We start from the raw sequence: 22,911 nt of genomic DNA on the forward strand, positions 1-22,911 counted from the left end.
TCAGGAATGAGCCGGCCTCAGCCGTTGGCGGCCGTCGTCGTCCGCGTTCCGCGTAGGGCGCCTCAGAGCACCCGTACCGCGCCCGTGGGCGGGTCGTAGGACAGCGGACGCTCCACGACGCCGCTGGAGGGGTTCTGCGCGCCGACGAACATGCCGTCGCCCACGTACACCGCCACGTGGTACGCGCTGCCCGCGCTGCCCCAGTAGAGGATGTCGCCGGGCTGGAGGTTGGACAGCGACACCTGGGTGCCGGCGGTCGACTGGTCCTGCGAGACACGCGGCAGGCTGATGCCCACCTGGTTGAAGGCGGTCTGCACCAGGCCCGAGCAGTCGTACGCGGACGGGCCGGTGGCGCCGGAGACGTAGGCCTTGCCGACCTGCGCCTTGACGAACGAGATGACCGCCGCGGCCGAACCGGTCGCCGTGGACGTGCTCGTGGACGCGGAAGCGCCGGCGGAGCTCGCCGGGGCGGCGAGCGTGGTGCGCAGGCTGCTGCGCGAGGCGCGCTCGGCGGCCTGCTTGCGCGCGGCCTCCTCGGCCGCCTTCTTCTCGGCGGCGGCCTTCTGCTTGGCCTCCGCCAGGTCCGCCTTGGCCTGCTTCGCGGCCTTCGCGGCGGCCGCGTCACGTTCGGCCTGAAGCTGGTAGTTCGCGGCGGTCTGCTGCGTGGCGTCCGCGGACTGGGCGATCTGAGCGGCCAGGTCGGCCGTCAGCGTGGGCAGTTCGAGCGTCTGCGTCACCGGCTCGGCGGCGTTCGCCGAGGAGGCCGACGCACCGGCCACTGCCATGGTGCCGAGGACGCCACCGGCAACTCCGGCCCGCATCGCGATTTTCGACGCGCTACGGCGGGGCTTCCGGTGGCTGCGTATGTGAGCGGTGTGGGACATGGGAACAACCGGTACCAGGGGCTCCTTCATATCTTCAAGAAACGTGTGCTGCGCCACATTTGCTCAACAGGGGCCCCGAACACCGGGAACTGTTTTCTTTATTGACGCCGTAACGGACATTGCGGACGCAGGTGATCATGCCTGTGATCATGGTCTTTCGCTGTTACGTCCGGATTGCCCCGCGCCTACCACCGGTGGGGACCGTTGGCCAAGCCCGCTTCTCACGGCCCTCTCATCAATGTGGCGGAGGTCACGGAACGGTCACCACCCCGCCGTGCGTCCGCGCCTCAGGGCCTCCGGCTCGGCGCGCCGTCCCCGGAGGGTCGTCCAGGGCCGATCTCGGGGCCGATCTCCGGGCCGATCCCGCCTGTCACTTCGGCCCGTTGGACCACTTAGGTCCCTTTTGCCTCGATGACCCCATCGGCCACGGCGGCGCTTGTGAAGCGGCGAACGTGTCCACTTTCCGCGACGCCGTCCCACTGATGTGTGAAAAGCGGCCCTATACCAAGGGCTTGACCGCATCGGCCACTTTGCGCCGGACGCCGGGCGTCTGATAGTGGACACCCCCTCCGACCTGCAAAGACGAGGTCAAATGTCACCGCTCGTGATCACTTCGGTGCTTCATGTGTGAAGATCGACGCTCATCCGGCTTCATGATCGTTCGTCAGGTGGTGGAGATCACAAAGATCAGGGAATACCCCGTGTCGCAAGTCACAGAGCGTCGGGCATAAGATGCGAGGCAGTTGGGCTTGTGACCTGCTTCACATGTTCTCGATCTTCGTCGGAAACGGCGTGGTTCGCGGGGCTGGAGGGGCCGGCCGTGAGCCCGCAACCTCCCCCAAGGTCTCGGCTCCGCTCGACCAGGGGGGACCCCCATGCAGTCAGTGCCGACTGAGAGGAGCGAGGAGCGGTGAACGCGTATGCGCCCATCCTCGTACTGGGAGCCCTCGGGGCAGGCTTTGCGATCTTCTCCGTGGTCATGGCCACGCTGATCGGACCGAAGCGGTACAACCGCGCCAAGCTCGAGGCATACGAGTGCGGTATCGAGCCGACCCCCACGCCGGCCGGCGGCGGGCGCTTCCCCATCAAGTACTACCTGACGGCGATGCTCTTCATCGTCTTCGACATCGAGATCGTCTTCCTCTACCCGTGGGCCGTCACCTTCGACGCCCTGGGTGTTTTCGGGCTCGTGGAGATGCTGCTCTTCGTGCTCACCGTCTTCGTCGCGTACGCGTACGTGTGGCGGCGCGGCGGGCTGGAATGGGACTGAGGGGCCATATAAGACATGGGACTCGAAGAAAAGCTGCCGAGCGGCTTCCTGCTGACCACCGTTGAGCAGGCCGCGGGCTGGGTGCGCAAGGCGTCCGTCTTCCCGGCCACCTTCGGCCTGGCCTGCTGCGCGATCGAGATGATGACGACCGGCGCCGGCCGCTACGACCTCGCGCGCTTCGGCATGGAGGTCTTCCGCGGATCGCCCCGCCAGGCCGACCTGATGATCGTGGCCGGCCGGGTCAGCCAGAAGATGGCGCCGGTCCTCAGGCAGGTCTACGACCAGATGCCCAGCCCCAAGTGGGTGATCTCCATGGGCGTGTGCGCCTCCTCCGGCGGCATGTTCAACAACTACGCCATCGTCCAGGGCGTCGACCACATCGTCCCCGTCGACATCTACCTCCCCGGCTGCCCGCCGCGGCCCGAGATGCTGATGGACGCGATCCTCAAGCTCCACCAGAAGATCCAGTCCTCCAAGCTCGGCGTGAACGCCGAGGAGGCGGCCCGCGAGGCGGAGGAGGCGGCGCTCAAGGCCCTGCCCACGATCGAGATGAAGGGGCTGCTGCGGTGAGCGACGCGAACGGCACCCACGGCGCGAACGGGTCCGCGAACGGGGTCAACCCCGAGAAGGACCTCGCCGCCCAGAACCTGCCCGGCCGGCGCGGCGAGGGCGGTGAGGAGATCCGCGTCCAGCGCGGCATGTTCGGCGCGAACAACGGCGGGGACACCTCCGGCTACGGGGGCCTGGTCCGCTCGGTCCGGCTCCCGGGACCGGCGAGCCGTCCCTACGGCGGCTGGTTCGACGAGGTCGCCGACGAACTCGAGGGCGCGCTGGAGGAGCAGGACCTCCTGCCCGGCAACGCGATCGAGAAGACGGTCGTCGACCGCGGCGAACTCACCTTCCACATCGAGCGCGAGCACCTCGTCCGCGTCGCCCGCACCCTGCGCGACGACGCGGCCCTCCGCTTCGAGCTGTGCACCGGCGTCAGCGGCGTCCACTACCCGCACGACAAGGGGCGCGAGCTGCACGCCGTCTACCACCTGCGCTCGATCACCCACAACCGGCTGATCCGCCTCGAGGTCAGCTGCCCCGACGACGACCCGCACATCCCGTCGATCGTCTCCGTCTACCCGACGAACGACTGGCACGAGCGCGAGACCTACGACTTCTTCGGGATCGTCTTCGACGGTCACCCGGCCCTGACCCGGATCATGATGCCCGACGACTGGCAGGGCCACCCGCAGCGCAAGGACTATCCCCTCGGCGGCATCCCCGTCGAGTACAAGGGCGCCCAGATCCCGGCTCCGGACCAGCGGAGGTCGTACTCGTGAGCACGCAGTCAGCATCCGCCGCATCCGCGGAATCCGCCGCGTCGGCCGCCTCGGCGCGCGAGACCACCGAGGGCACCGTCTACACGGTCACCGGCGGCGACTGGGACGAGGTCGTCCAGTCCGCGGCCCGCGCCGACGACGAGCGCATCGTCGTCAACATGGGCCCCCAGCACCCCTCCACCCACGGGGTGCTCCGCCTCATCCTGGAGATCGACGGCGAGACGGTCACCGAGGCCCGCTGCGGCATCGGCTACCTCCACACCGGGATCGAGAAGAACCTCGAGTTCCGCACGTGGACGCAGGGCACCACGTTCGTGACGCGCATGGACTACCTGACGTCCTTCTTCAACGAGACCGCCTACTGTCTCGCCGTCGAGAAGCTCCTCGGCATCGAGGACCAGATCACCGAGCGCGCCAAGATCATCCGGGTGCTCCTGATGGAGCTGAACCGCCTCTCCTCCCACCTGGTGTGCATCGCCACCGGCGGCATGGAGCTCGGCGCCACCACGATCATGATCTACGGGTTCCGCGACCGCGAGATGATCCTCGACATCTACGAGCTCGTCACGGGCCTGCGGATGAACCACGCCTACATCCGCCCCGGCGGACTCGCCCAGGACCTGCCGCCCGGCGCGGTGGACCAGATCCGCGAGTTCGTGAAGAAGATGCGCAAGAACCTCCCGGAGTACGACAAGCTCGCCACCGGGAACCCCATCTTCAAGGCGCGCATGCAGGACGTCGGCTACCTGGACCTGGCCGGCTGCATGGCCCTCGGCGCCACCGGCCCGATCCTGCGCTCCACCGGCCTCCCGCACGACCTGCGCAAGGCGCAGCCCTACTGCGGCTACGAGACCTACGACTTCGACATCCCGACCGCCGACACCTGCGACTCCTACGGCCGCTTCCTGATCCGCCTGGAGGAGATGCGCCAGTCGCTCAGGATCATCGAGCAGTGCCTGGACCGGCTCCAGCCCGGCCCGGTCATGGTCGCCGACAAGAAGATCGCCTGGCCCGCCCAGCTCGCCCTGGGCCCGGACGGGCTCGGCAACTCCCTCGACCACATCAAGAAGATCATGGGCACCTCCATGGAGGCCCTGATCCACCACTTCAAGCTCGTCACCGAGGGCTTCCGCGTCCCGCCGGGGCAGGCCTACGTGGCGGTCGAGTCGCCCAAGGGCGAACTCGGGGCGCACGCCGTGTCCGACGGAGGCACCCGCCCCTACCGGGTCCACTTCCGCGACCCGTCCTTCACCAACCTTCAGGCCATGGCGGCGATGTGCGAGGGCGGTCAGGTCGCCGACGTCATCGTCGCCGTCGCGTCCATCGATCCCGTGATGGGAGGCGTCGACCGGTGACCACTTCCCCTTCGGAGCGGGGCGTCAGCCTGGGCATGCCCGAACTGCCCGCGCCCGACTACCCGGCCGACGTCCGCACCCGCCTGGAGGCGGACGCGCGCGAGATCATCGGCCGCTACCCCGACTCCCGGTCCGCCCTGCTGCCGATGCTGCACCTGGTGCAGTCGGAGGAGGGCTACGTCAGCCGCACCGGGATGGGCTTCTGCGCCGAGATGCTCGACCTGACCACGGCCGAGGTCACCGCGGTCGCCACCTTCTACACCATGTACCGGCGCAAGCCGAGCGGCGACTACCAGGTGGGCGTCTGCACCAACACCCTGTGCGCCGTGATGGGCGGCGACGCGATCTTCGAGTCGCTCCAGGAGCACCTGGGCGTCGGCAACGGGGAGACCACCGACGACGGCAAGGTCACCCTGGAGCACATCGAGTGCAACGCGGCCTGCGACTTCGCGCCGGTCGTGATGGTCAACTGGGAGTTCTTCGACAACCAGACGCCGGACAGCGTGCGCCGCGTGGTCGACGACCTGCGCGCGGGACGCGCGGTGACGCCCACGCGCGGCGCGCCGCTGTGCACCTTCAAGGAGACCGCCCGGATCCTGGCCGGCTTCCCCGACGAGCGGGAGGGGGCCACGGAGTCCGGCGGCAGCGCGGGACCCGCCTCGCTGGTGGGCCTCCGCCTGGCCAAGGGAGAGACCGCACCCGCGCGCGTCGTCCACCCCAGGGAGTCGGGCCCGCGCGACGAGCCGCGCGACGCCGCCGTGGGGGACGCGTCCGCCACCAAGCACCCGAGCTCCCACGACGCGCCGCAGGAGACATCGGCCTCCGACCCGTCCCACCCGGCGGGACCTGTCGCGAAGGAGGGGGAGGAGTCATGACCTTGGCACCCGAGATCGACGAGAGCAGCCCCGAGAAGCTGCTCGCACCCGTGCTGTCGGCCTTCTGGGACGAGGACAGGTCCTGGACGCTGGACGTCTACCGCAGGCACGAAGGGTACGAGGGGCTCCGCAAGGCGCTCTCCATGTCACCGGACGACGTGATCGCGTACGTCAAGGACTCCGGTCTGCGCGGGCGCGGCGGCGCGGGATTCCCGACGGGAATGAAGTGGCAGTTCATTCCCCAGGGCGACGGAAAGCCGCACTATCTCGTTGTCAACGCCGACGAGTCGGAGCCGGGGACATGCAAGGACATCCCGCTCCTCTTCGCGAACCCGCACAGCCTCATCGAGGGCATCGTGATCGCGTGTTACGCCATCAGGTCTTCGCATGCGTTCATCTACCTGCGGGGTGAAGTCGTCCCCGTACTGCGGCGGTTGCACTCGGCCGTCCGCGAGGCCTACGAGGCCGGCTACCTCGGCGAGAACGTCCTGGGCAGCGGCCTGGACCTCGACATCACCGTGCACGCGGGCGCGGGCGCGTACATCTGCGGTGAGGAGACCGCACTGCTGGACTCGCTCGAAGGCCGCCGTGGCCAACCGCGGCTGCGTCCCCCCTTCCCTGCCGTCGCGGGCCTCTACGCGTGCCCGACTGTGGTGAACAACGTCGAATCGATCGCGTCGGTTCCCGCCATCATGAAGAACGGCAAGGAGTGGTTCAGGTCGATGGGCAGCGAGAAGTCCCCGGGCTTCACGCTCTACTCGCTCAGCGGCCACGTCGCGAGCCCCGGCCAGTACGAGGCGCCGCTCGGCATCACCCTGCGTCAGCTGCTCGACATGAGCGGCGGAATGCGGACCGGGCACCGCCTGAAGTTCTGGACGCCGGGCGGCTCCTCGACGCCGATGTTCACCGACGAGCACCTCGACGTCCCGCTCGACTACGAGGGAGTGGGCGCCGCGGGCTCCATGCTCGGCACCAAGGCCCTGCAGTGCTTCGACGAGACGACCTGCGTGGTGCGGGCCGTGACCCGCTGGACCGAGTTCTACGCCCACGAGTCCTGCGGCAAGTGCACGCCGTGCCGCGAGGGCACGTACTGGATGGTGCAGTTGATGCGCGACCTGGAGGCCGGCAAGGGCGCGATGTCCGACCTCGACAAGCTGTACGACATCGCCGACAACGTCAACGGCAAGTCCTTCTGCGCGCTCGGCGACGGTTCCGCCCAGCCGATCTTCTCCTCCCTGAAGTACTTCCGCGAGGAGTACGAGCAGCACATCACGGGGCGCGGCTGCCCCTTCGACCCGGCCAAGTCCACGGCCTGGGCCGACCGCCTGGAGGTGACCGCATGACCGTGACCACGAACGCCCCCTCCGGCGGGGGAGAGGCGGCCCTCCCGCCGGAGGACCTCGTGACCCTGACCATCGACGGCGTCGAGATCAGCGTGCCCAAGGGCACCCTGGTCATCCGTGCCGCCGAGCAGATCGGCGTCGAGGTCCCCCGGTTCTGCGACCATCCGCTGCTCGCCCCGGTCGGCGCCTGCCGCCAGTGCATGGTCGAGGTGGAGGGCCAGCGCAAGCCCATGGCCTCCTGCACCATCACCTGCACCGACGGCATGGTGGTCAGGACGCAGCTCTCCTCGCCGGTCGCCGAGAAGGCCCAGAAGGGTGTGATGGAGCTCCTGCTCATCAACCACCCGCTGGACTGCCCGGTCTGCGACAAGGGCGGCGAGTGCCCGCTGCAGAACCAGTCCCTGTCGCACGGCACCGCCGAGTCCCGCTTCGACGGCAGGAAGCGGACGTACGAGAAGCCGGTGCCGATCTCCACGCAGGTGCTGCTGGACCGGGAGCGGTGCGTGCTGTGCGCCCGCTGCACCCGGTTCTCCAACCAGATCGCGGGCGACCCGATGATCGAGCTGCTGGAGCGGGGCGCGCTCCAGCAGGTCGGCACCGGCGAGGGCGACCCCTTCGAGTCGTACTTCTCCGGGAACACCATCCAGATCTGCCCGGTCGGCGCCCTCACCTCGGCGGCCTACCGGTTCCGCTCCCGCCCCTTCGACCTCGTCTCCTCCCCGTCGGTGTGCGAGCACTGCTCGGGCGGCTGCGCCACCCGCACCGACCACCGGCGCGGCAAGGTCATGCGGCGGCTCGCCGCCAACGACCCCGAGGTCAACGAGGAGTGGATGTGCGACAAGGGACGCTTCGCGTTCCGGTACGCGCAGCTGAAGGACCGGCTCACCACCCCGATGGTGCGCAACCCGGAGGGCGAGCTGGTGCCGGCGTCCTGGCCGGAGGCGCTGGAGATCGCCGCCCAGGGCCTGCTCGCCTCGCGCGGCCGCACCGGTGTCCTCACCGGCGGCCGGCTCACCGTCGAGGACGCCTACGCCTACAGCAAGTTCGCGCGCGTCGCGCTCGACACCAACGACATCGACTTCCGCGCGCGCGTGCACAGCGGTGAGGAGGCCGACTTCCTGGCCGCCCGCGTCGCCGGGCGCGGACGCGACGTCGACGGTACGGGCGTCACGTACACCTCGCTGGAGAAGGCGCCCGCCGTCCTGCTCGCCGGGTTCGAGTCCGAGGAGGAGGCGCCCGGGGTCTTCCTGAGGCTGCGCAAGGCCTGGCGGGGCCACGGGCAGCAGGTGTTCTCCCTGGCCACGCACGCCACCCGGGGCCTTCAGAAGGCGGGCGGCACGCTGCTGCCGGCCGCGCCGGGCACCGAGACCGAGTGGCTGGACGCGCTCGCGAGCGGCGTCGGCCTGGAGGGCGACGGCGCACGGGCGTCCGAGGCGCTGCGCGCCGAGGGCGCGGTGATCGTCGTCGGTGAGCGCCTCGCCTCCGTCCCGGGCGCCCTGACCGCCGCCGCACGGGCCGCGACCGCGACCGGCGCCCACCTGGTGTGGATCCCGCGCCGGGCGGGCGAGCGCGGCGCGATCGAGGCGGGAGCGCTGCCGTCGCTGCTGCCGGGCGGACGCCCGGCGACCGACCCGCGCGCGCGGGAGGAGGTCGCCGCCCTCTGGGGCGTCGCCACCCTGCCGCACCGCTACGGCCGCGACACCGGCCAGATCGTCGAGGCCGCGGCCACGGGCGAGCTCCAGGCGCTGGTGGTCGCCGGCGTGGAGATCGCCGACCTGCCCGACCCGGCACGCGCGCGTGCCGCACTGTCCGAGGCCGGCTTCCTGGTCTCGCTGGAGCTGCGGCCCAGCGAGGTCACCGCCCACGCCGACGTGGTGCTCCCGGTGGCGGCCGTCGCCGAGAAGGCGGGCACGTTCCTCAACTGGGAGGGCAGGGTGCGCTTCTTCGAGGCCGCGCTCAAGCCGGACCAGATGACCCGCCGCCTGGCCCCCAGCGACCTGCGGGTGCTCCAGATGCTGGCGGACGCCATGGACGTGCACCTCGGCCTGCCCGACCTGCGCACCGCCCACGCCGAACTGGACCGGCTCGGCGCCTGGACCGGGCCGCGCGCCGACGACCCGGCGGAGAGCCCGGGCGTGCTGCCCCGGCCGGCCGCCGGTGAGGCCGTGCTCGCCGGGCACCGGCTGCTGCTCGACCGCGGTCTGCTCCAGGAGGGCGACGACGCGCTCGCCGGGACCCGGCACGCCGCACGCGCGCGCGTGTCGTCCGCCACGGCCGCCGAGGCGGGCGTCGCGGACGGCGAGCCGATCGCCGTCACCGGCCCCGCGGGCACCGTCGAACTCCCGCTGGAGATCACCGAGATGCCCGACCGCGTGGTGTGGCTCCCGCTGAACTCGGCCGGCACCGGCGTCGCCTCCGACACCGGGGCGCTGCCCGGTTCCCTCGTCCGCATCGGCCCGGCGCGGCGCGCGACCGAGGCCCCCGAGGAGGTGGAGGCATGAGCCCGTACCTCGCCGCAGAGAACCTGTCGATGTTCGGCACGGACCCCTGGTGGCTCGTGGTCATCAAGGCGGTGTTCTGCTTCGCCTTCCTGATGGTGACCGTGCTGTTCTCCATCGTCTGGGAGCGCAAGGTCGTCGCCTGGATGCAGTTGCGCATCGGCCCCAACCGGCACGGCCCCTGGGGCATGCTCCAGTCGCTCGCCGACGGCGTGAAGCTGATGCTCAAGGAAGACGTCGTCGTCAAGCGCGCGGACAAGGTCGTCTACGTCCTCGCGCCGATCGTCGCGGCCATCCCGGCCTTCATGGCGATCGCGGTGATCCCCTTCGGGCCCGCCGACAACGAGATCTCCGTCTTCGGCCACCGCACCGCGATGCAGCTGACCGACCTGCCGATCGCGATGCTCTACGTCCTCGCGGTCGCCTCGGTCGGCATCTACGGCATCGTGCTCGCGGGCTGGAGCTCCGGCTCCACCTACCCGCTCCTCGGCGGCCTGCGCTCCTGCGCCCAGATGATCTCGTACGAGATCGCCATGGGCGCCGCCTTCGCCTCGGTGTTCCTCTACTCCGGGTCGATGTCGACCTCGACGATCGTCCAGCAGCAGCACGACCGCTGGTACATCGTGCTCCTGCCGGTCTCCTTCATCATCTACATCGTCACCATGGTGGGCGAGACCAACCGCGCCCCCTTCGACATGCCGGAGTCCGAGGGCGACCTGGTCGGCGGCTTCAACACCGAGTACTCGTCGATCAAGTTCGCGATGTTCATGCTCGCCGAGTACGTCAACATGGTGACCGTCTCGGCCGTGTCGACCACGCTCTTCCTGGGCGGCTGGCGGGCCCCCTGGCCGATCAGCACCTTCTGGACGGGCGCCAACCACGGCTGGTGGCCGCTGCTCTGGTTCGTGATCAAGGTCCAGCTGCTGCTGTTCTTCTTCATCTGGCTGCGCGGCACGCTCCCGCGCGTGCGCTACGACCAGCTGATGAAGCTCGGCTGGAAGGTCCTCATCCCCGTCTCGGTGGCCTGGCTGATGCTCGTCGCGACCGTGCGCACGCTGCGCAACGAGAACTACGGCTTCACCGACATCGCCCTCTACGTCGGCAGCGCCGTACTGGCCCTGCTGCTGATCTCCCTCGTCGCCGACGTGCTCCGCGACAAGGGGAAGAAGGGCGAACCCGCCGCCGAGCCGGCCGGCTTCGACCCGATGGCCGGCGGATTCCCCGTACCGCCGCTGCCCGGGCAGGAGCTGCCGCCGGTGCCGCGGCGCCGCCCGCACCGCGAGCGGGAGTTGATTGTCAGTGGCGGCCCGGATACTGCCAGTGACGGATCTCTGGATGGAAAGGAGGCGTCCGATGGCTGAGGAGCCCAAGGAGACCAAGCCCGGTTTCCTGAACCCCGTGGCCGGCTTCGGCGTGACCTTCAAGGCCATGTTCAAGAAGCGGCTGACCGAGCAGTACCCGGAGCAGCAGAAGACCACCGCTCCGCGCTTCCACGGACGGCACCAGCTCAACCGCCATCCGGACGGCCTGGAGAAGTGCGTCGGCTGCGAGCTGTGCGCCTGGGCCTGCCCCGCCGACGCCATCTACGTCGAGGGCGCCGACAACACCGACGAGGAGCGCTACTCCCCGGGCGAGCGGTACGGCAGGGTGTACCAGATCAATTACGCCCGCTGCATCCTGTGCGGCCTGTGCATCGAGGCGTGCCCCACGCGCGCGCTGACGATGACCAACGAGTTCGAGCTGGCCGACTCCAGCCGCGCCAACCTCATCTACACCAAGGAACAGCTGCTCGCCGGCCTCGAGGACGGCATGGTCGACACGCCCCACGCCATCTACCCCGGCACCGACGAGCAGGACTACTACCGGGGCCTGGTGACCGAGGCCGCGCCCGGCACGGTGCGCCAGGTGGCCGTCTCCAAGGGCGAGCGGCCCGAGGACCAGGAGGTGGACGCATGAGCGCCCAGCTCGCCGCCTACTCCACCTCCACCGGAGAGGCCTTCCAGTTCTGGGTCCTCGGCACCTTCGCGGTGATCGGCGCCCTGTGCACCGTCTTCATGAGGCGGGCCGTGCACAGCGCGCTCTGCCTCGCGGGCACCATGATCATCCTGGCGGTGTTCTACCTCGCCAACGGCGCCTACTTCCTGGGCATCGTGCAGATCGTCGTCTACACCGGCGCGATCATGATGCTGTTCCTGTTCGTGGTGATGCTGGTCGGCGTGACCGCGGCGGACTCCCTGAGGGAAACCATCAAGGGCCAGCGCTGGCTGGCCCTGTTGTGCGGACTCGGCTTCGGCATCCTGCTGTTCGCCGGGATCGCCAACGCCTCCCTGAAGGACTTCGACGGCATCGGCAAGGCCAACGCGAACGGCAACGTGGAGGGCCTGGCCTCCCTCATCTTCACCAAGTACGTCTTCGCCTTCGAACTCACCGGCGCCCTGCTCATCACGGCCGCGGTCGGCGCCATGGTGCTCACCCACCGCGAGCGCACCGAGCGCGCCAAGACCCAGCGTGAGCTGTCCGAGCAGCGCGTGCGCGAGGGCAAGAACGTACCGCCGCTGCCCGCGCCCGGTGTCTACGCCCGGCACAACGCCGTGGACATCGCGGGCCTGCTGCCCGACGGCACCCCCTCCGAGCTCACGGTCAGCAAGACCCTGCGGGACCGCGGCCAGATCCGCGACGTCTCCGCGGAGGCGCTGAACGACCTCAAGGCCCTGGAGCAGCGCGCCGAGGAGCGGCTGGAGCGCACCGAGATCGAGCCGGCGACGTTCAAGCGGCCCGAGGAGGCGTCGAAGTGAACCCCGTCAACTACCTCTATCTCGCCGCGCTGCTGTTCACGATCGGCGCCACCGGCGTGCTGATCCGGCGCAACGCCATCGTGCTCTTCATGTGCGTCGAGCTGATGCTGAACGCCTGCAACCTCGCGTTCGTCGTCTTCTCCCGCATGCACGGCAATCTCGACGGCCAGATCATCGCCTTCTTCACGATGGTCGTCGCCGCCGCGGAGGTCGTGGTCGGGCTCGCGATCATCGTGTCGCTGTTCCGTTCCCGCCACTCGGCCTCGGTCGACGACGCCAGCCTGATGAAGCTGTAAGGGGTCGGAAGAATCGTGGAGAACCTGATTGCGCTGCTGATCGCGGCGCCCCTGCTCGGAGCGGCCGTCCTCCTGGTCGGCGGCCGGCGCCTGGACGCCGTCGGCCACTGGCTCGGCACCCTGCTGTCGGCCGTCTCCTTCGTGATCGGCCTCGTCCTCTTCGCCGACCTGCTCGGCCGCGACGCCGAACAGCGCACCCTGATCCAGCACTTGTTCACCTGGATCCCGGTGGAGGGCTTCCAGGCGGACGTCACCTTCCGCCTGGACCAGCTGTCGATGACGTTCGTGCTGCTGATCACCGGCGTCGGATCGCTCATCCACCTGTACTCGGTCGGGTACATGGAGCACGACGAGCGCCGCCGCCGCTTCTTCGGCTATCTGAACCTCTTCCTCGCGGCGATGCTCCTGCTCGTCCTCGCCGACAACTACCTGTTGCTGTACGTCGGCTGGGAGGGCGTCGGCCTCGCCTCCTACCTCCTCATCGGCTTCTGGCAGCACAAGCCCAGCGCGGCCACCGCGGCCAAGAAGGCCTTCCTGGTCAACCGCGTCGGCGACATGGGCCTGTCCATCGCGATCATGCTGATGTTCGCGACGTTCGGCACCTTCGCCTTCGGGCCGGTGTTCGCCCACGCCGGCGAGACCTCGCAGGGCAAGCTCACCGCCATCGCCCTGATGCTGCTGCTCGCGGCCTGCGGCAAGTCCGCCCAGGTCCCGCTGCAGTCCTGGCTCGGGGACGCGATGGAGGGCCCGACCCCGGTCTCGGCCCTCATCCACGCCGCGACGATGGTGACCGCGGGCGTGTACCTCATCGTCCGGTCCGCCGCGATCTTCAACGCGGCCCCCGACGCGCAGCTGGTCGTCACCGTCGTCGGCGCGGTCACGCTGCTGTTCGGTGCGATCGTCGGTTGCGCGAAGGACGACATCAAGAAGGCGCTGGCCGGCTCGACCATGTCGCAGATCGGCTACATGGTGCTGGCCGCGGGCCTGGGCCCCATCGGCTACGTCTTCGCGATCATGCACCTGGTGACGCACGGCTTCTTCAAGGCCGGCCTGTTCCTAGGCGCCGGCTCGGTCATGCACGGCATGAACGACGAGGTCGACATGCGCCGCTACGGCGGCCTGCGCAAGTACATGCCCATCACGTTCATCACCTTCGGCCTCGGCTACCTCGCCATCATCGGCTTCCCGGGCCTGTCCGGCTTCTTCTCCAAGGACAAGATCATCGAGGCGGCCTTCGCCAAGGGCGGCACCGAGGGCTGGATCCTCGGCGGCGCGGCCCTGCTGGGCGCGGCCATCACGGCGTACTACATGACGCGCGTGATGCTGATGACGTTCTTCGGCGAGGAACGCTGGCGCGACAGGCCGACGCCGTCCCCGGCCGAGCCCGACGTGGAGCCGGCGGCCGAGGAGCGCGGCGCGCACGCCGAGCCCCACCCGCACGAGTCGCCCAAGGTCATGACGATCCCCATGATCGTGCTGGCCGTCGGGTCCGTCTTCGGCGGCGCGTTCTTCAGCATCGGCGACCGCTTCCTCAAGTGGCTTGAGCCGGTCACCGGGCACAGCGAGGGCAACTCCCCGGTCAGCGCGCTGACGGTCACCGGCGCCACCATGGTGTGCCTGGTCGTCGGCGTCGCCATCGCCTGGGCGCAGTACGGCCGCAGGCCGGTCCCGGCCGTGGCCCCGCGCGGGTCGCTGCTCACCCGCGCCGCCCGGCGCGACCTGCTCCAGGACGACTTCAACCACGTGGTCCTGGTCCGCGGCGGCGAACACCTCACGCGCTCCCTGGTGTACGTCGACCACACCCTGGTCGACGGTGTCGTCAACGGCACGGCGGCCTCGTTCGGCGGCCTGTCCGGACGGCTGCGCCGGCTCCAGAACGGGTTCGCGCGGTCCTACGCGGTCTCGATGTTCGGCGGTGCGGCACTCCTCGTCGCCGCGACCCTGCTGATGAGGGCGGTCTGATACCGATGTCCTTTCCTCTGCTGACAGCGACGGCGGCGCTCCCGGCCGTCGGGGCCGTCGCCACGGCCGCCGTGCCGGCGGCACGGCGCACCGCGGCCAAGTGGCTGGCGCTCGTCGTCTCGCTCGCCACCCTCGCCCTGGCGATCACCGTCCTGGTCCGCTTCGACCCCGGCGGCGCCCGCTACCAGCTGACCGAGTCCCACTCCTGGATCAAGGAGTTCGGGGTCAGCTACGCACTGGGCGTGGACGGCATCGCGGTGGCGCTGATCGCGCTGACCGCCCTGCTCATCCCGTTCATCGTCCTCGCGGGCTGGCACGACGCCGACCCGCTGGAGACCGGCAGCCGCCGCTGGCGTCCGACCCAGGGCTTCTTCGCCCTGATCCTGGCCGTCGAGGCGATGGTGATCATCTCCTTCGAGGCGACCGACGTCTTCCTCTTCTACATCTTCTTCGAAGCCATGCTGATCCCGATGTACTTCCTCATCGGCGGCTTCGGGGACCGTGCCCACGAGCACGGAGAGTCGGCGGCGTCCACGCAACGGTCGTACGCGGCGGTGAAGTTCCTGCTCTACAACCTGGTCGGCGGCCTGATCATGCTGGCCGCTGTGATCGGCCTGTACGTGGTCGCCGGGAACTTCTCGCTCACCGAGATCGCGCAGGCCCGCGCCAACGGCACCCTGCACATGGCGACCAGCACCGAACGCTGGCTGTTCCTCGGCTTCTTCTTCGCCTTCGCGGTGAAGGCGCCGCTGTGGCCGCTGCACACCTGGCTGCCCAACGCCATGCAGGAGTCCACCGCGCCGGTCGCCGTCCTCATCACGGCCGTCATCGACAAGGTCGGCACCTTCGCGATGCTCCGCTTCTGCCTCCAGCTGTTCCCGGGGGCCAGCAAGTGGGCGACGCCCGTCATCCTGGCCCTCGCCCTGGTCAGCATCCTCTACGGGGCGCTGCTAGCGGTCGGCCAGCGGGACATCAAGCGCCTGATCGCCTACGCGTCGATCTCGCACTTCGGCTTCATCATCATGGGCATCTTCGCGATGACCAGCCAGGGCCAGTCCGGCGCCACGCTCTACATGGTCAACCACGGCATCTCGACGGCCGCGTTGATGCTGATCGCCGGCTTCCTCATCTCCCGGCGCGGCTCGCGGCTCATCGCCGACTACGGCGGCGTGCAGAAGGTCGCCCCGGTGCTCGCCGGCACCTTCCTGATCGCGGGTCTGTCGACCCTGTCGCTGCCGGGTCTCGCGCCCTTCGTCAGCGAGTTCCTGGTCCTGGTCGGCACGTTCACCCGCCACCCGGCCATCGGCATCATCGCCACCTTCGGCATCGTGCTCGCCGCGCTCTACACCCTCGTCCTGTACCAGCGGACGATGACCGGCCCGGTGAAGCCGGAGGTCTCGGCGATGCCGGACCTGCGGGTGCGCGAGCTGGCGGTGGTGGCCCCGCTGATCGTGCTGCTCGTCTTCCTGGGCGTCTACCCGAAGCCCGTCACGGACATCGTCAACCCGGCGGTCAAGCAGACCATGTCGGACGTACACCAGACCGACCCCAAGCCCGAGGTGGAGGCGGCCAAGTGAGCGCAGCAGCCGTCCACAGCCTGTGGACAACCGCGGCCGACCCGATCTCGAAGATCGACGCGCCGAAGATCGAATACGGGCAGTTGTCGCCCACCCTGATCATCCTCGGGGCCGCCCTCGTCGGAGTGCTCGTCGAGGCGTTCGTCCCGCGCAGGTCCCGCTACTACGCACAGGTGTTCGTCTCCGCGGTCGCCCTGTGCGCCGCCTTCGCCGCGGTCGTCGCCCTCGCGGCGGACGGGTACGGCACCACCAAGGCGCACATCGCGGCCATGGGCGCCATCGCCGTCGACGGCCCGTCGCTGTTCCTCCAGGGCACCATCCTGCTGTCCGGCCTGGTGGGCCTGTTCACCTTCGCCGAACGGCGCCTGGACCCGGCGGCGCACGGCAACCGGGTCGACTCCTTCGCCGCGCAGGCCGCGTCCGTGCCCGGCAGCGACAGCGAGAAGGCCGCGGTGAAGGCCGGCTTCACCACCACCGAGGTCTTCCCGCTGCTGCTCTTCGCGGTCGCCGGCATGCTGGTGTTCCCCTCGGCCAACGACCTGCTGACGCTGTTCGTGGCCCTGGAGGTCTTCTCCCTGCCGCTGTACCTGATGTGCGCCCTGGCCCGCCGCAAGCGGCTCATGTCGCAGGAGGCCGCGGTCAAGTACTTCCTGCTGGGCGCGTTCGCCTCCGCCTTCACCCTGTTCGGCATCGCCCTGCTGTACGGGTACGCGGGCTCGGTGTCGTACGCGACGATCGCGCAGGTCGTCGACGGCAACGTGACCAACGTCGACCCGGCCCTCGCGGGCACCATGGGCAACGACGCGCTCCTCCTCGTCGGTGCCGCGATGGTCGTCATGGGCCTGCTGTTCAAGGTGGGTGCGGTGCCCTTCCACATGTGGACCCCGGACGTCTACCAGGGCGCGCCGACCCCGGTGACCGGGTTCATGGCGGCGGCGACCAAGGTGGCCGCCTTCGGCGCGCTGCTGCGGCTGCTGTACGTGGTGCTGCCGGGGATGCGCTGGGACTGGCGGCCGGTCATGTGGGGGGTGGCGATCGTCACCATGCTGGGCGGCGCGATCGTCGCGATCACCCAGACCGACATCAAGCGCCTGCTGGCGTACTCGTCGATCGCCCACGCGGGATTCATCCTCGCGGGTGTCATCGCGACCTCGAAGGACGGCGTCTCCTCCGTCCTGTTCTACCTGGCCGCGTACTCCTTCGTCACGATCGGCGCCTTCGCCGTGGTGACGCTGGTGCGCGACGCGGGCGGCGAGGCCACGCACCTGTCCAAGTGGGCCGGGCTCGGCCGGCGGTCCCCGCTGGTGGCGGCCGTCTTCGCGGTGTTCCTGCTGGCCTTCGCGGGCATCCCGCTGACCAGCGGCTTCGCCGGGAAGTTCGCCGTGTTCAAGGCGGCCGCGGAGGGCGGTGCGGTCCCGCTGGTCGTGATCGGTGTGATCTCCTCGGCGATCGCCGCGTTCTTCTACATCCGGGTGATCGTGCTCATGTTCTTCAGCGAGCCGCGCCCGGAGGGCCCGACGGTGGCGGTGCCCTCGCCGCTGACGATGACCGCGATCGGCGTCGGCGTGGCGGTCACGGTGGTGCTCGGCGTGGCCCCGCAGTACTTCCTGAACCTGGCGAGCCAGGCGGGGGTGTTCGTGCGCTGAGGCGCGACCGCCGCGATGCCGTGGCCCGGCTCCCTCGCTCGCCGAGGGGGCCGGGCCATCGCGTTCGGCGGGGTGCGGGGCCGCTCGCCCTCGCGGGCGCCGGGGCGGGTGGGCCCTGTGGAAAACTCCGGGGCTGTCGGCGCCGCCCCCTATCGTGGAGGCAGTGGTCGAGGGACGACGTACGGGGGACGGGACGATGGGCGGGACAGGCGGTGGCACCGAGATGACGGTGACGGAGGGCGAGACGAGTGAGGCGCTGACCACGCTGCACCGAGTCTTCGGGTACGAGGCGTTCCGCGGCGAGCAGGAAGCGATCGTCGAGCACGTGGTCGCGGGCGGCGACGCCGTCGTCCTGATGCCCACCGGCGGCGGCAAGTCGCTGTGCTACCAGATCCCGGCCCTGATCAGACCCGGCACGGGCGTCGTGGTCTCACCGCTGATCGCGCTCATGCAGGACCAGGTCGACGCGCTGCGGGCGCTCGGCGTGCGGGCCGGCTTCGTCAACTCCACGCAGGACTTCGACGAGCGGCGCGTGGTCGAGGCGGAGTTCCTGGCCGGCGAACTCGACCTGCTCTACCTCGCGCCGGAGCGGCTGCGCCTGGACAGCACGCTGGACCTGCTCTCCCGCGGCAAGATCTCCGTCTTCGCCATCGACGAGGCGCACTGCGTGTCCCAGTGGGGCCACGACTTCCGCCCGGACTACCTGGCGCTGTCGCTGCTCGGCGAGCGCTGGCCGGACGTCCCGCGGATCGCGCTCACGGCGACGGCCACCGACGCCACCCACCAGGAGATCACCCAGCGGCTGGGCATGCCCCGGGCCCGCCACTTCGTGGCGAGCTTCGACCGGCCCAACATCCAGTACCGGATCGTGCCCAAGTCCGACGCCAAGAAGCAGCTGCTGGCCTTCCTGCGCGAGGAGCACCCGGGCGACGCGGGCATCGTGTACTGCCTCTCGCGCAACTCGGTGGAGAAGACCGCCGAGTTCCTTACCCACAACGGCGTCGAGGCGGTGCCCTACCACGCGGGCCTGGACGCGGGCACCCGCGCGGCCCACCAGTCCCGCTTCCTGCGCGAGGACGGCCTGGTCGTGGTCGCCACGATCGCCTTCGGCATGGGCATCGACAAGCCGGACGTGCGGTTCGTGGCCCACCTCGACCTGCCGAAGTCCGTGGAGGGCTACTACCAGGAGACCGGCCGCGCCGGCCGCGACGGCCTGCCCTCCACGGCCTGGATGGCCTACGGCCTCAACGACGTGGTGCAGCAGCGCAAGCTCATCCAGACCGGCGACGGCGACGAGGGCTTCCGGCGCCGGGCCGCCGGCCACCTGGACGCGATGCTCGCCCTGTGCGAGACCGCGAGCTGCCGCCGCGGCCAGCTCCTCGCCTACTTCGGCCAGGACCCGCAGGCGGCCGGCTGCGGCAACTGCGACACCTGCCTGAGCCCGCCCGAGACCTGGGACGGCACCGTCGCGGCCCAGAAGCTGCTGTCGACGGTGGTCCGGCTCCAGCGCGAGCGCGGGCAGAAGTTCGGCGCGGGGCAGATCATCGACATCCTGCTCGGCAAGCGCACCGCGCGGGTCATCCAGTTCGACCACGACCAGCTGTCCGTGTTCGGCATCGGAGAGGACCTGACCGAGGGCGAATGGCGCGGTGTCGTACGCCAGTTGCTGGCCCAGGGCCTCCTCGCCGTCGAGGGGGAGTACGGCACGCTGGTGCTGACGGACGCCAGCGGCTCGGTGCTGCGCCGCGAGCGGGAGGTGCCGCTGCGCAAGGAGCCCAAGCGCCCGGCGGCCGCACGCGGCGGCGGTTCTTCCTCCGCCGGGCGGCCGAAGGCCAAGGCGGCCGTGGCCGAGCTCCCCGAGGAACTGCTGCCCGCCTTCGAGGCCCTGCGCGCCTGGCGTGCCGAGCAGGCCCGCGAGCAGGGCGTCCCCGCGTACGTCATCTTCCACGACGCCACACTCCGGGAGATCGTCAGCGTGTGGCCCACGTCCGTGGACCAGCTGGGCACGGTCGGCGGCGTGGGCGAGAAGAAGCTGGCGACGTACGGGGAGGGTGTGCTGGCGGTACTGCGGTCGCTGAACGGCGGGGCGGGGGACACGCCACCCGAGGAAGCCCGCCCCGAGCCCGAAGACGCCTGGCCCGGCCCGGACACGGAGCCCGAGCCGGACGACTGGATATAGGCACTCAGGACGGCTGAACCTCGTCGAAGAGGGCGACGGCTTGGACGGGGTCCGGGCTCACGCCTGGGGCCGAACGGTCTCGCCGTGACCGAGGCCGGGCTGGCCGCCCTCGACGGTCTCGCCGACATGGACACCGTCATGCGCGCCGTGGAGACCGTCAGCGCCTACTCCACCGGCGCGATCAGGCGCGAGATCGCCAACCTGCGGGCCGAGCGCGCCACGGGCCAGTCCAAGCGCGACTGGCAGCGCGCCTCCGGCCCGCGGCCTGCGAGGCCGGTTAGCCCAGTGCTGTGAGGCCGGGTGCGAAGGTGATCAGGAGCGGCAGCAGGGGCACCAGGGCGGCCACCGTCGTCGCCAGTGCCCGGCGCCTCGGGCCGAGCCGCGGCGGAGGCTGGAGCAGACGGTCCACGCGTTCGCCGAGCAGCCGGTGGCTGGAGGCGCAGGAGAGCACTCCGCGGTGCTGGTTGAGCTCGATCAGCGCCAGCGCGGTGGTGAGGTGGCCGTGGCGGCGGGAGGCGGTGTCGTCCGCGGCGAGTTCCACCAGCCGGTGGGTCTGGTCGCAGAAGTGGGCGAACAGCGGCACGCGCGGGAAGCCGGTCGCCAGCGCGGTCGACAGGTGCAGCAGCCAGTCGTGGTGGGCGCGCGCGTGCCCGCGCTCGTGGGCGAGCACCGCGTCGAGCTGATGGCCGCTCAGGCGGCGCAGCGCGCCCGTGGTGACCACGAGCTGGGGCGGATGGCCGGGCATCCACCAGGCGTCGGGGTACTCGTCCTCCAGCACCAGCATCGGACCGCGGCCGCCGGGAAGTCCCGCGGGCAGGTCGGGGGCGCGCTCGCGCAGGTGCGCGCGGGTCCGGCCGCGCCGCCTGCGCGCCTCGGCGAGCTCGCGGGCGAGCATGGCGGTGGTCCAGGCGGCGCCGCAGGCCAGGAACACGGTCAGCGCGACGGCCCAGGCCGGTGCCACCGACAGGTCGTACGCGGCCGTCACGGCGGGCGGCGCCGGGGCGAACACGCGGTCGCGGACGGTGTGGAAGACCGCCGCCGCGCCCAGCACCAGCGCCGCCAGGCAGCACAGCAGGACGGTCGCGACCAGGCACTGCCAGACCCACAGCGCCACGACGGGCTCCCGCTCGGGCCACACCGCGCGGGTCAGCGCACGGGGGACCGGCACGGCGGCCATCAGGGCGACGGTGCTCAGCAGGAGCAGGCAGACGGTCATGCCACGGACTCCGGATCCTGATCGGAGGTGGGCGGGTGCGGGGTGGTGCGCGTCGTGCGGGAGGCCCCGGCCGCGCGGGAGCGCGTCGGCGGCCTGCCGTCAGTATGACGGCGGGAGGCGGCACGGGTCAGGGCTCGGCACCGACCAATCCCGGCTCGGCACCGGCCCATCCGGGCTCGGCACCGGCCCATCCGGGCTCGGCACCGGCCCATCCGGGCTCGGCACCGGCCCATCCGGGCTCGGCACCGGCCCATCCGGGCGCGGCACCGGTCAATCCCGGCGTCGCACCGGCTCACCCCGGCGCCCACCGGCCCATCCCGGGCGATCACCGACCCGCCCCCGCGCGCGGCACCGGCCGCCCCTGCCCCGCACCGACCGCCCTCCGCGCCGCATCGGCCGCCCCGGCCGCCCCCCGCCCCACCCCGGCGGTCAGCCCGACACCACGCGTCCCGTCACCTCACCGAGCCCCACCCGGACCCCGGCCGTCCCCGGCGCCCATGCCGACAGCGTCACCACGTCCCCGTCCTCCAGGAACGCCCGCTTGCCGTCGGGGAGTTCGAGCGGGTCCCGTCCGTTCCAGGTCAGCTCCAGCAGCGAGCCGCGCTGGGCCGGCTCGGGCCCGCTCACCGTGCCGGACCCGTACAGGTCGCCCGTGCGCAGGGAGGCGCCGTTGACCGTCATGTGGGCGAGTTGCTGGGCGGCGGTCCAGTACATGGTGGAGAAGGGCGGCTCGGACACCACGTGCCCGTTGATCGCCACGGAGATCCGCAGGTCGTAGCCGCCGGGCTCCTCCCCGGAGTCGTCCAGGTAGGGCAGCAGCGGGTGGGTGCGCTCCGGCGGGGCCACCCGCGCCTCCTCCAGCGCGTCCAGCGGGGTGATCCACGCCGAGACCGAGGTGGCGAAGGACTTGCCGAGGAACGGGCCGAGCGGGACGTACTCCCAGGCCTGGATGTCGCGCGCCGACCAGTCGTTGAGCAGGCACAGTCCGAAGACGTGCTCGCGGAAGCCGTCGAGCGCGACCGGGCTGCCCATCTCGCTCGGCACGCCCACCACGAAGCCGACCTCCGCCTCGATGTCGAGCCGCACCGAGGGCCCGAACACCGGGGCCGGGTCGGCGGGGGCCTTGCGCTGCCCCGAGGGGCGTACGACGTCGGTGCCCGACACCACCACCGTGCCCGAGCGGCCGTGGTAACCGATCGGCAGGTGCTTCCAGTTGGGGGTGAGGGAGTCGGCGGCGTCCGGGCGGAAGATGCGGCCGACGTTGCGCGCGTGGTTCTCGGACGCGTAGAAGTCGACGTAGTCCGCGACCTCGAAGGGCAGGTGCAGCGTCACCGAGGACAGCGGGTGCAGGAACGGCGCGACGGTCTCCTGGTGCGCGGGCACGGTCACCCACGCGGTCAGCGCCCGCCGCACGTCCGACCACGCGGTGCGGCCCGCCGCCAGCAGCGGGTTGAGGGTGGGCCGGGCGAGCAGGGAGGCGTAGGGCGAGCCGAGCGCGCGCGCCGCCGCGCCGGCGTCGAGGACGTGGTCGCCGAGGCGGACGCCCACGGTCCGTTCCTGCGAACCGGCGTGCGAGAAGACGCCGTAGGGAAGGTTGTGCGGGCCGAAGGGGTCGCCCTCGGGGACCTCGAAGGGGGGCATGGGGGTGCTGCCTTCCTTTCCCGTGTGCCATGGGGTCGGATTC

General features: G+C 70.7%; 18 protein-coding genes and 1 pseudogene. 16 read left to right on the plus strand and 3 right to left on the minus strand.

What is annotated here, in order from left to right:
• Positions 1 to 62: 62 nt before the first annotated feature.
• Positions 63 to 884 carry a C40 family peptidase gene (locus IE217_RS25970; RefSeq protein ID WP_190180381.1) on the minus strand — a complete coding sequence of 274 codons (822 nt, stop codon included), beginning with the start codon at positions 882 to 884 and terminating at the stop codon, positions 63 to 65.
• A gap of 910 nt (positions 885 to 1,794) precedes the next feature.
• Between IE217_RS25970 and IE217_RS25975 the strand changes: the two genes are divergently transcribed.
• The 16 genes and pseudogenes from IE217_RS25975 to IE217_RS26050 all read left to right on the plus strand — a co-directional run.
• The gene (locus IE217_RS25975) at positions 1,795 to 2,154 is read left to right on the plus strand and encodes an NADH-quinone oxidoreductase subunit A (RefSeq protein WP_007383963.1); all 360 of its coding nucleotides are present in this window, start codon (positions 1,795 to 1,797) and stop codon (positions 2,152 to 2,154) included.
• Positions 2,155 to 2,169: 15 nt separating this feature from the next.
• Positions 2,170 to 2,724: a NuoB/complex I 20 kDa subunit family protein gene (locus tag IE217_RS25980; RefSeq protein WP_030742960.1), complete on the plus strand. Its 555-nt coding sequence runs from the start codon at positions 2,170 to 2,172 to the stop codon at positions 2,722 to 2,724.
• Positions 2,721 to 3,485 carry an NADH-quinone oxidoreductase subunit C gene (locus IE217_RS25985; RefSeq protein ID WP_190180382.1) on the plus strand — a complete coding sequence of 255 codons (765 nt, stop codon included), beginning with the start codon at positions 2,721 to 2,723 and terminating at the stop codon, positions 3,483 to 3,485. Before IE217_RS25980 ends, IE217_RS25985 begins: the two co-directional genes overlap by 4 nt.
• A complete protein-coding gene (locus IE217_RS25990; protein ID WP_190180383.1) occupies positions 3,482 to 4,840 on the plus strand; it encodes an NADH-quinone oxidoreductase subunit D in 1,359 nt (452 codons plus the stop codon). The genes IE217_RS25985 and IE217_RS25990 overlap by 4 nt, the downstream gene beginning before the upstream one ends.
• Positions 4,837 to 5,715, plus strand: a complete 879-nt coding sequence (nuoE, locus tag IE217_RS25995) for an NADH-quinone oxidoreductase subunit NuoE (RefSeq protein WP_190180384.1) — start codon at positions 4,837 to 4,839, stop codon at positions 5,713 to 5,715. The genes IE217_RS25990 and nuoE overlap by 4 nt, the downstream gene beginning before the upstream one ends.
• On the plus strand, positions 5,712 to 7,058 hold the full coding sequence (gene nuoF / locus IE217_RS26000; RefSeq protein ID WP_190180385.1) for an NADH-quinone oxidoreductase subunit NuoF: 1,347 nt from the start codon (positions 5,712 to 5,714) through the stop codon (positions 7,056 to 7,058). Before nuoE ends, nuoF begins: the two co-directional genes overlap by 4 nt.
• Positions 7,055 to 9,559 carry an NADH-quinone oxidoreductase subunit G gene (locus tag IE217_RS26005; protein WP_190180386.1) on the plus strand — a complete coding sequence of 835 codons (2,505 nt, stop codon included), beginning with the start codon at positions 7,055 to 7,057 and terminating at the stop codon, positions 9,557 to 9,559. The genes nuoF and IE217_RS26005 overlap by 4 nt, the downstream gene beginning before the upstream one ends.
• Entirely contained in the window at positions 9,556 to 10,917 is a 1,362-nt protein-coding gene (nuoH, locus tag IE217_RS26010; protein WP_190180387.1) for an NADH-quinone oxidoreductase subunit NuoH, read from the plus strand. Before IE217_RS26005 ends, nuoH begins: the two co-directional genes overlap by 4 nt.
• Positions 10,910 to 11,512, plus strand: coding sequence for an NADH-quinone oxidoreductase subunit NuoI (gene nuoI, locus IE217_RS26015; RefSeq protein ID WP_190180388.1), 603 nt, complete (start codon positions 10,910 to 10,912; stop codon positions 11,510 to 11,512). Before nuoH ends, nuoI begins: the two co-directional genes overlap by 8 nt.
• Positions 11,509 to 12,351 (plus strand): NADH-quinone oxidoreductase subunit J, encoded by an 843-nt coding sequence (locus IE217_RS26020; RefSeq protein ID WP_190180389.1) that lies wholly within the window; start codon positions 11,509 to 11,511, stop codon positions 12,349 to 12,351. The genes nuoI and IE217_RS26020 overlap by 4 nt, the downstream gene beginning before the upstream one ends.
• Entirely contained in the window at positions 12,348 to 12,647 is a 300-nt protein-coding gene (nuoK, locus tag IE217_RS26025; RefSeq protein ID WP_190180390.1) for an NADH-quinone oxidoreductase subunit NuoK, read from the plus strand. Before IE217_RS26020 ends, nuoK begins: the two co-directional genes overlap by 4 nt.
• 15 nt (positions 12,648 to 12,662) lie before the next feature.
• Entirely contained in the window at positions 12,663 to 14,609 is a 1,947-nt protein-coding gene (nuoL, locus tag IE217_RS26030) for an NADH-quinone oxidoreductase subunit L (protein ID WP_190180391.1), read from the plus strand.
• Positions 14,610 to 14,614: 5 nt separating this feature from the next.
• Positions 14,615 to 16,186 (plus strand): NADH-quinone oxidoreductase subunit M, encoded by a 1,572-nt coding sequence (locus IE217_RS26035; RefSeq protein ID WP_190180392.1) that lies wholly within the window; start codon positions 14,615 to 14,617, stop codon positions 16,184 to 16,186.
• A complete protein-coding gene (gene nuoN / locus IE217_RS26040) occupies positions 16,183 to 17,832 on the plus strand; it encodes an NADH-quinone oxidoreductase subunit NuoN (RefSeq protein ID WP_190180393.1) in 1,650 nt (549 codons plus the stop codon). The genes IE217_RS26035 and nuoN overlap by 4 nt, the downstream gene beginning before the upstream one ends.
• A 196-nt stretch (positions 17,833 to 18,028) precedes the next feature.
• Complete coding sequence (gene recQ / locus IE217_RS26045) at positions 18,029 to 20,011, plus strand: DNA helicase RecQ (protein ID WP_190180460.1); 1,983 nt, start codon at positions 18,029 to 18,031, stop codon at positions 20,009 to 20,011.
• Between the two features lie 60 nt (positions 20,012 to 20,071).
• Positions 20,072 to 20,272 (plus strand): annotated as a pseudogene (locus tag IE217_RS26050) (TetR/AcrR family transcriptional regulator); the annotation flags it as partial.
• A 16-nt stretch (positions 20,273 to 20,288) separates the two neighbouring features.
• On the opposite strand, the gene IE217_RS26055 reads toward IE217_RS26050, so the two are convergent.
• Together IE217_RS26055 and fahA are read right to left on the minus strand one after the other, a co-directional pair.
• Complete coding sequence (locus IE217_RS26055; protein WP_190180394.1) at positions 20,289 to 21,227, minus strand: M56 family metallopeptidase; 939 nt, start codon at positions 21,225 to 21,227, stop codon at positions 20,289 to 20,291.
• 429 nt (positions 21,228 to 21,656) lie between these two features.
• The gene (fahA, locus tag IE217_RS26060; protein WP_190180395.1) at positions 21,657 to 22,868 is read right to left on the minus strand and encodes a fumarylacetoacetase; all 1,212 of its coding nucleotides are present in this window, start codon (positions 22,866 to 22,868) and stop codon (positions 21,657 to 21,659) included.
• Positions 22,869 to 22,911: the final 43 nt, after the last annotated feature.

The organism is Streptomyces naganishii JCM 4654, from assembly GCF_014650575.1.
Lineage (GTDB): Bacteria > Actinomycetota > Actinomycetes > Streptomycetales > Streptomycetaceae > Streptomyces > Streptomyces naganishii.

Excerpts from the sequence above, each read along its gene's own strand:
- IE217_RS25970 (WP_190180381.1), bottom strand. The coding sequence starts at position 884 with ATGTCCCACACCGCTCACATACGCAGCCACCGGAAGCCCCGCCGTAGC.
- IE217_RS25980 (WP_030742960.1), top strand. The coding sequence starts at position 2,170 with ATGGGACTCGAAGAAAAGCTGCCGAGCGGCTTCCTGCTGACCACCGTT.
- nuoF (WP_190180385.1), top strand. The coding sequence starts at position 5,712 with ATGACCTTGGCACCCGAGATCGACGAGAGCAGCCCCGAGAAGCTGCTC.
- IE217_RS26005 (WP_190180386.1), top strand. The coding sequence starts at position 7,055 with ATGACCGTGACCACGAACGCCCCCTCCGGCGGGGGAGAGGCGGCCCTC.
- nuoH (WP_190180387.1), top strand. The coding sequence starts at position 9,556 with ATGAGCCCGTACCTCGCCGCAGAGAACCTGTCGATGTTCGGCACGGAC.
- nuoI (WP_190180388.1), top strand. The coding sequence starts at position 10,910 with ATGGCTGAGGAGCCCAAGGAGACCAAGCCCGGTTTCCTGAACCCCGTG.
- IE217_RS26020 (WP_190180389.1), top strand. The coding sequence starts at position 11,509 with ATGAGCGCCCAGCTCGCCGCCTACTCCACCTCCACCGGAGAGGCCTTC.
- IE217_RS26035 (WP_190180392.1), top strand. The coding sequence starts at position 14,615 with ATGTCCTTTCCTCTGCTGACAGCGACGGCGGCGCTCCCGGCCGTCGGG.
- recQ (WP_190180460.1), top strand. The coding sequence starts at position 18,029 with ATGGGCGGGACAGGCGGTGGCACCGAGATGACGGTGACGGAGGGCGAG.
- IE217_RS26055 (WP_190180394.1), bottom strand. The coding sequence starts at position 21,227 with ATGACCGTCTGCCTGCTCCTGCTGAGCACCGTCGCCCTGATGGCCGCC.
- fahA (WP_190180395.1), bottom strand. The coding sequence starts at position 22,868 with ATGCCCCCCTTCGAGGTCCCCGAGGGCGACCCCTTCGGCCCGCACAAC.